Raw genomic sequence first — 7171 nt, 5'->3', positions numbered from 1 at the left:
ACGGCGGAATATACATTGGCCGCAGGCAACCATGCCTATCTGGTTCCGGCAACGGGCCGCATCCGCATCGCCGGTGTTGAATATGGTGCACGCGACGGTATCGCGATCAAAGGCGCTGGTGTGCTGCACATTGAAGCCATTGAGGATGCCGAACTGGTGATGGTCGACAGCGCATAGCCTGACGCGCTATGGGCGGGTCATGGCCTTTGACCTTCCCGAAGACTTGCTTGAAGAAACCTTCCTGGCCTCCACCGGTCCGGGTGGGCAGAATGTCAACAAAGTTGCAACCGCGTGCCAGTTGCGGGTCGATGTCTTTGCGCTGGGTTTGCAGCCTTATGCATTCCGGCAGTTGAAGATACTGGCGGGCAGCAAGATGACGATAAACGGTGAGTTGATCGTCACCGCCCGCAGCCACCGAACCCGCGAAGCCAACCGCGCAGATGCCCGCGCCCGCGTCATCGAACTCATCGACCGCGCGCACATACGGCAGGCACGCCGCGTCGCCACCAAACCCAGCAAGGCCGCAAAGGCACGGCGCGTGGATGCCAAAAAGGGCCGGTCAACGGTCAAGAAAAACCGTGGCAAGGTCAGCTTCGACTGATAGGATGGATATATGTACGAATTTGCCATTGATACGAACGCCCCGAAATCGGACATGTACCGCGAACTGGTTAAGTCCGCCGATGCATTGACTAGCGGAGAGACGGACGGCGTTGCCAACATGTCGAATATCGCCGCGCTATTGTGGGAATTCCTGCCCGATGTGAATTGGACCGGCTTTTACCGCGTGGTGGACGGAGAGCTCGTTCTTGGCCCGTTTCAGGGCAAGGCAGCCTGTATCCGCATTCCCTTTGGCCGCGGCGTATGCGGCGCTGCGGCGCAAACGGGCGAGACGCAATTGGTCGAAGATGTGCACGCCTTTCCCGGGCATATCGCATGCGACGCCAACAGCGCGTCCGAACTTGTTGTGCCCGTGATGCGCAATGGCCAAGTGATCGCGGTGGTTGACCTCGACAGCCCCTCGCGCGGTCGGTTCGACCATGATGATGCGCTGGGGATCCAATCGCTCGTCGCTGTTATCGCAGACCGCATTTAAGCGCGGTGCCGCATTAAACGTCATCGATGGGAGCAGGGTCGCCAAAATGGTCCGCGCCTCAAGCCTTAATGGATAACGACATAGACTCGATCTGAAGGATATTTTACGAGACTGAGATGGACACACTCGACATCGCCTTTGCTGAAGCCCGCCGCTACTTGGCGTCTCTCGACACACGGCCAGTGGCGTCGCGCGGAACGCCCGCTGACATGCGGTTGCCTTTGCCAGCACAGTTCCCCGAGCGCGGAATTCCAGCGAATGATGTGGTCCGCGCAATTGCAGCGGCTGCGGACCCAGGGTTAACAGGCAATGTCGGTGGGCGTTTCTTTGCATGGGTAAAAGGCGGCGCGCTGCCGGCCGCGCTTGCGACGGACATCATGTGTTCTGCATGGGACCAAAATGCCGTGCTTGCATCGACCAGTCCCGCCGGTGCTGTTCTTGAGGAGGTGGCGGGCCGATTTCTGTTAGACGCGCTCCGTCTGCCAGCCGATGCCAGCTACGCCTTTGTCACCGGATGCCAGATGGCACATACGACGGCGCTGGCTGCCGCGCGTCATGCCGTGCTCGCGCAAAAGGGCTGGGATGTTGAGGCGCAGGGGCTTCAGGGCGCGCCTGTTATCCGCGTGCTGGCCAACCGCCATCACCATTCGTCGGTTACGCGGGCGTTGCGTCTGCTCGGGCTGGGCAGTGATTGTATCGTGCCCTTGGACGGAGACAAGCCAGGTCTGGTGTCGCCAGAGGTACTGCGCGCGGCGCTCGCAGAAGCACCGGACGCGCCGACGATCGTGGTTCTCAATGCGGGTGATCTCAACATTGGCGCTTGCGATGATTTCGCAACTTTATGCCCGATTGCACAAGCCGCAGGGGCTTGGGTTCATGTCGACGGTGCCTTCGGTCTTTGGGCCAATGCCAGCCCACGTCTGGCGCCGCTCGTCGCCGGAGTGGAGATGGCGGATAGCTGGGCCACCGATGGGCATAAATGGCTGAACACACCCTATGACTGCGGCATGGCAATTACCCGCCATCCAAATGCGCACAGTGCGGCGATGCGCATGACGGCCGCATATCTGACCAGTGGCGGCGACGTACGCGATCCTATGGACTTCACACCGGAATGGTCGCGTCGCGCCCGGGCTTTGCCAGCACTGGCGGCTTTGATGGAGCTCGGCCGTGACGGCCTATCGGAGATGATCGAACGATGCTGCGACCATGCCGCCGCAATCTATGACGGGATCGTGCGCTTACAAGGCGCCACGGGCATCGCACGCCCGACGATGAACCAGGGCCTGATACGGTTCGACGCAAAAGACGGTTCGAATATCAGCGACGCGGTGATCGCCGCGATCAATGCCAGTGGCGAAGCTTTCCTGAGCGGTGGCAGCTGGGACGGCGAACGTGTTATGCGGATCAGCGTCTGTGGCTGGAATACGAGCGCCGACGACGTCGCAAGGACCGTGGCTGCAGCAAGTGAGGCAATATCTAGCCTTCGGTGACTATTTTCAGCCTACCGCGTCTAGATCAAACAATTCCCAGCCGTCCGGGCCAAGGCGTTCCAATGGCTGGTAACGCGTTTTATACTGCATCCGTGCGGCGCCTTTTACCCAATAGCCAAGATACACATAAGGCAGGCCAGCCGCCTGTGCGCGCAGGATGTGGTCCATGATGATGAAATTGCCAAGGCCGCCGCGATCTTCGATGTCGGGATTGTAAAAGCTGTAGATCATCGACACGCCGTCGCTTTGCTGATCGGTCAGGCACGCGCCCACCAATTCGCCCAGCCGACCAAAAGTTGTAGGCGTGCGATATTCCACCACATGGCTTTGAACCGGCGATTGTTCGACCATGTCGGCATAATCCATATCATCCATATTCGCCATGCCGCCTTCGGGATGGCGGGCCGCCAGATAGCGGCGGAGCAGATCATATTGTTCCGATGTCGACCATGGGCGGCAGGCGCTGACCACCAGATCGGCATTGCGCCGCAATATTTTGCGCTGCGTGGCGTTGGGCCGGAATTCATCGGTGCGCACGCGAACCGACACACAGGCCTTACAATCAAGGCAGCTTGGCCGGTATGCAACATTCTGGCTGCGGCGAAACCCGATGCGGCCCAGCGCTTCGTTCAGTTCGTCCGCGTGGTTGCCGTTCAGCTCCGTAAAAACCTTGCGCTCGGTCTTGCCGGGCAAATATGGACAAGGCCCCGGGGTGGTCACAAAAAACCGGGGAAAACGGACTGGTGCGCTCATATTCTCTCCGCTCTTGTGCTGGGGCTGTTAAGACGTTCTTTACCTTTTATGCACAGGTCCCCAGCCGCTGAAAAGCGAATTAACCATGATTCTGTCGTTCCGGACTATTTGTTGAGCTCGACCCGCTCGACCTTGTAACCTGCGGCGTCCAGACCATCGACAAGACCCTGCAATTGCTCCGCATCGCGCGCTTCGCATTCGATGTCGGTAATCAAGCCCTTGGCGGGTAGCGTCGTAAAAATACGCTGGTGATAAATTTCGATGATGTTGACGTTATGTTCGTTGAACAAACGCATGACTTTGAACAACGCGCCGGGGCGGTCCTGAAGCGTCAGGCGCAAGCGCGCAAGGCGTCCGGACCGCGCAAGGTCACGCAGCAGGACGTTCGCCAGCAGGCGCGTGTCGATATTACCGCCACACAATACGATCCCGACATTCTTGCCCTTGAATTTCTCCGGATGGGCCATGACGGCGGCAAGACCCGCCGCGCCAGCACCTTCGACCACGGTTTTTTCAATCTGCAGCAGCAAGCTGACGGCGGTTTCAAGATCCGCCTCGCTAACCAAGACGATTTCGTCGACAAGCCCGCGAATGACTTCGCTGGTGAACGATCCGGGGATTTTAACCGCAATGCCTTCCGCCAGCGTGTCACCTTCGCATGGCATCTGCATATCATTGAGCAGCGCGTACATCGACGGATATAGTTCCGCCTGCACACCAATCAGGCCAATGTCCGGCTTCAATGCGCGCGCCGCCGTGCCCATGCCCGACAGCAAGCCGCCTCCACCAATGGGCACGACAAGCATATCCAGCGATGGAATGCTCTCGAGCATTTCAAGCGCGACTGTCCCCTGCCCTGCGGCAACATCAGGGTCATCGAAAGGATGAACGAATGTCAGGCCCTGTTCCGCCTCAAGCAAGCGGGCATGTTTGTAGGCATCATCAAAAGTCTCGCCATGCAGCACGACCTTGCCGCCAACGCTTTCGGTCTGCATCACCTTCACCGTCGGGGTCGGTACGGGCATGACGATGGTCACAGGAATGCCCAGACGCGTGCCATGATAGCTCAAACCTTGCGCGTGGTTCCCCGCCGATGCCGCGATAACGCCTTTGCTACGCTGTTCTTCGGTGAGCAGCAGGATCGCGTTCAGCGCACCGCGTTCCTTGTAGGCTGCTGTGAACTGATGGTTTTCGAACTTCAGATAAATATTTGCACCGGTCAGCTTGGACAAAGTCTGGCTGTGCAGCGTTTGCGTCGCCACGATGGAGTCACGGATCCGGGCATGGGCCGCGCGGACATGTTCAAGGGTCAGTTGGTCAGACATAGAAAGCGCCCCTAACGCATCTGGCGTTAAGTGAAAACAAACATTAAGACCTACCTATGACTAGAATAGCTTTTATCGGACTGGGCGTCATGGGCGGCCCAATGGCACGGCATCTTAAACAGGCAGGGCATGATCTGACGGTGTATAACCGTTCGCGGGCCAAGGCCGAGAACTGGGTTGCGACCTATGGCGGAACGCTTGCGCTGTCGCCAGCGGATGCCGCCAAGGATGCAGAGGTCGTCATCAGCTGCGTCGGCACGGACGATGACCTTGCGGGCGTTACGCTTGGCCGCGATGGTGCATTTGCCGCGATGGCGAAGGGCAGCCTGTACATTGATCATACAACGGTCTCCGCACGGATAGCCCGTCAGCTTGGCGTAGAGGCCAAGTCACGCGGCCTGTTGGTCGTCGATGCGCCCGTGACCGGCGGACAGGCCGGCGCGGAAAACGGAACCTTGTCAATTATGTGCGGCGGCAGCGAAGCGGCTGTTGAGGCCGCGCGCCCGATCATGGCGCCTTATGCCAAGCGCGTTGTCCATGTGGGCGGCCCCGGCACGGGTCAGATCACCAAAATGTGCAACCAAATCGCCTTTGCCGGTATCATCCAGTCCCTGTCCGAAGCGATGCGTTTCGCGCAATCGGCGGAGCTTGACGTTGAAAAAGTCTACGAAGCCATATCGGGCGGCGCAGCGCAAAGCTGGCAAATGGACAATCGCTGGGCCACAATGGCCGAGGACAAGTTCGACTTTGGCTTTGCCGTTGACTGGATGCGCAAGGACTTGGGTCTCGCTTTCGAAGAGGCGCGTGCCGTTGGCGCAACCTTGCCAATTACCGCGATCATCGATCAATTTTACGCTGATGTGCAACATATGGGCGGCGGCCGTCTTGACACCAGTGCGATTGTGAAAAGGCTGCCCAAGGGATGAAAAGGTTTTTTGCGTTCGCCTTTCTCGCGCTTGCCACACCCGCATTTGCCGACGGACTGGTCGAGAATGTCAACGGCATCACGCTTGATCAGGACGGCAAGGTCATCCGGTTCAACGCGATGCTGGTGGGCAAAGATGGCAAGGTCACGGAGCTGCTGACCAAGAAAGACAGGCTTCCCAAGCAACTCGATTTCCGCCTCGATGGGCGCGGCGCAACCTTGTTGCCCGGACTGATTGATGCGCATGGCCATGTGATGGGGCTTGGCTTTCAATTGCTGACGCTCGATTTGTCGGAAACCAATAGCCTGGCCGAAGCGCAAGCCGCGATAAAGGCCTATGCCGCGAAATATCCCGAACGCCGCTGGATTATCGGTCGGGGTTGGAATCAGGAAAAATGGGGCCTTGGCCGTTTCCCAACCGCGCAAGATTTAGACGCAGCCGTTGGCGATCGGCCTGTATGGCTGGAGCGCGTCGACGGGCACGCCGGATGGGCCAACAGCAAAGCGATGGAAATTGCAGGCGTCACCGCTGCATCCAAATCACCGCCGGGCGGGCGTATCGAGCTGGCTGGCGGAAAACCCAGCGGTATCTTTGTCGATTCCGCCGCCGATCTGGTGGGCAAATTCGTGCCCGCACCCAAACCGTCGGAACGCGATGTCGCCTTGGGCGAGGCACAAAAGAAACTGCACAGTCTGGGCATCACATCGATTGCCGACATGGGCACGTCGATCGACGATTGGCAAAGCTATCGCCGTGCAGGCGATGCGGGATGGCTGACCGTCCGGATATTTGCCTATGCCGGTGGCATCGACAATATGGTCGCCATTGCGGGCCCTGCGCCAAGCCCTTGGTTGTACAACGACAAATTGCGGCTGGGCGGTGTGAAGCTGTATCTTGATGGCGCCTTGGGCAGCCGGGGTGCTTGGCTGAAGAAACCTTATTCTGACGCGCCTGGGCAGACTGGCCTTCAGTTTCTGGCCAGCGCCGAAATCCGCAACCTGATGGTGCGGGCGTCGATGGACGGGTTTCAGACCGCCGTGCACGCGATTGGCGATGCGGCGAATGCCGAAGTTATTAGCGCGATCGAGGAACTGTCTGGAACATATACAGGCGATATGCGCTGGCGGATTGAACATGTCCAAATTGTCGACCCCGCTGATCTGCAAAAGCTTGGCAAACATGGCATCATTTCGTCGATGCAGCCGGTGCACCAGACATCAGACCGGTTGATGGCCGAGGCGCGGCTTGGCCAAGAGCGTTTGAAAGGCGCTTATGCGTGGCAGTCCATCGCGCGCGCTGGCGGCAAGCTGGCGTTCGGTTCGGACGTACCCGTTGAGTCCGCCGATCCCTTCGCCGGATTGGCAGCGGCCATGACGCGTGAAGATGCGGCTGGCCAACCCTTTGGCGGCTGGCGGCCCGAAGACCGCGTGTCGCGCGAACAGGCGCTTGCTGGCTTTACCACCGGCGCTGCTTACGCGGCCTTTGCCGAAGGCAAATTTGGTTCGTTAACCCCGGGGCATTATGCCGACTTCATATTGATTGATGTCGACCCATTGCTTGCAAGCCCGCGCGAACTGC

The 7171-nt window shown here is 59.1% G+C and carries 8 protein-coding genes; 6 read left to right on the top strand and 2 right to left on the bottom strand.

From position 1 onward, the window contains the following. Positions 1-15 precede the first annotated feature (15 nt). The 4 genes from ACILQA_RS08650 (at position 16) to ACILQA_RS08635 (ending at position 2589) form a co-directional block, all read left to right on the top strand. Positions 16-177 (top strand): hypothetical protein, encoded by a 162-nt coding sequence (locus ACILQA_RS08650; RefSeq protein ID WP_395629338.1) that lies wholly within the window; start codon positions 16-18, stop codon positions 175-177. A gap of 22 nt (positions 178-199) precedes the next feature. Beyond that, the gene (gene arfB / locus ACILQA_RS08645) at positions 200-601 is read left to right on the top strand and encodes an alternative ribosome rescue aminoacyl-tRNA hydrolase ArfB (protein WP_395629337.1); all 402 of its coding nucleotides are present in this window, start codon (positions 200-202) and stop codon (positions 599-601) included. A gap of 12 nt (positions 602-613) precedes the next feature. Beyond that, complete coding sequence (locus ACILQA_RS08640) at positions 614-1096, top strand: GAF domain-containing protein (RefSeq protein WP_395629336.1); 483 nt, start codon at positions 614-616, stop codon at positions 1094-1096. Between the two features lie 116 nt (positions 1097-1212). Then, on the top strand, positions 1213-2589 hold the full coding sequence (locus ACILQA_RS08635) for a pyridoxal phosphate-dependent decarboxylase family protein (protein ID WP_395629335.1): 1377 nt from the start codon (positions 1213-1215) through the stop codon (positions 2587-2589). Between the two features lie 6 nt (positions 2590-2595). Here the strand turns inward: ACILQA_RS08635 and ACILQA_RS08630 are convergent, their stop codons facing one another. Next, positions 2596-3342 (bottom strand): arginyltransferase, encoded by a 747-nt coding sequence (locus ACILQA_RS08630; protein WP_395629334.1) that lies wholly within the window; start codon positions 3340-3342, stop codon positions 2596-2598. 104 nt (positions 3343-3446) lie between these two features. After that, a complete protein-coding gene (locus ACILQA_RS08625) occupies positions 3447-4667 on the bottom strand; it encodes a threonine ammonia-lyase (RefSeq protein ID WP_395629333.1) in 1221 nt (406 codons plus the stop codon). 56 nt (positions 4668-4723) lie between these two features. Between ACILQA_RS08625 and ACILQA_RS08620 the strand changes: the two genes are divergently transcribed. Together ACILQA_RS08620 and ACILQA_RS08615 are read left to right on the top strand one after the other, a co-directional pair. Beyond that, positions 4724-5593, top strand: coding sequence for an NAD(P)-dependent oxidoreductase (locus tag ACILQA_RS08620; RefSeq protein WP_324477855.1), 870 nt, complete (start codon positions 4724-4726; stop codon positions 5591-5593). After that, positions 5590-7171 (top strand): amidohydrolase (locus tag ACILQA_RS08615; RefSeq protein WP_395629332.1); only part of this gene is annotated, 1582 nt, incomplete at its 3' end. The genes ACILQA_RS08620 and ACILQA_RS08615, both read left to right, overlap by 4 nt.

Origin of the sequence: Sphingorhabdus sp. (assembly GCF_044239005.1) — a bacterium.
Taxonomy (GTDB): Bacteria; Pseudomonadota; Alphaproteobacteria; order Sphingomonadales; family Sphingomonadaceae; genus Sphingorhabdus_B.
The sequence above is the reverse complement of the archived record's forward strand: the minus strand, read 5'-3'. Positions and strand labels throughout refer to the sequence as shown.

Bases quoted from the DNA above. Each gene is read 5' to 3' on its own strand.
- ACILQA_RS08625 (WP_395629333.1), bottom strand. From the start codon at position 4,667: ATGTCTGACCAACTGACCCTTGAACATGTCCGCGCGGCCCATGCCCGG.
- ACILQA_RS08640 (WP_395629336.1), top strand. From the start codon at position 614: ATGTACGAATTTGCCATTGATACGAACGCCCCGAAATCGGACATGTAC.
- ACILQA_RS08630 (WP_395629334.1), bottom strand. From the start codon at position 3,342: ATGAGCGCACCAGTCCGTTTTCCCCGGTTTTTTGTGACCACCCCGGGG.
- ACILQA_RS08620 (WP_324477855.1), top strand. From the start codon at position 4,724: ATGACTAGAATAGCTTTTATCGGACTGGGCGTCATGGGCGGCCCAATG.
- ACILQA_RS08635 (WP_395629335.1), top strand. From the start codon at position 1,213: ATGGACACACTCGACATCGCCTTTGCTGAAGCCCGCCGCTACTTGGCG.
- arfB (WP_395629337.1), top strand. From the start codon at position 200: ATGGCCTTTGACCTTCCCGAAGACTTGCTTGAAGAAACCTTCCTGGCC.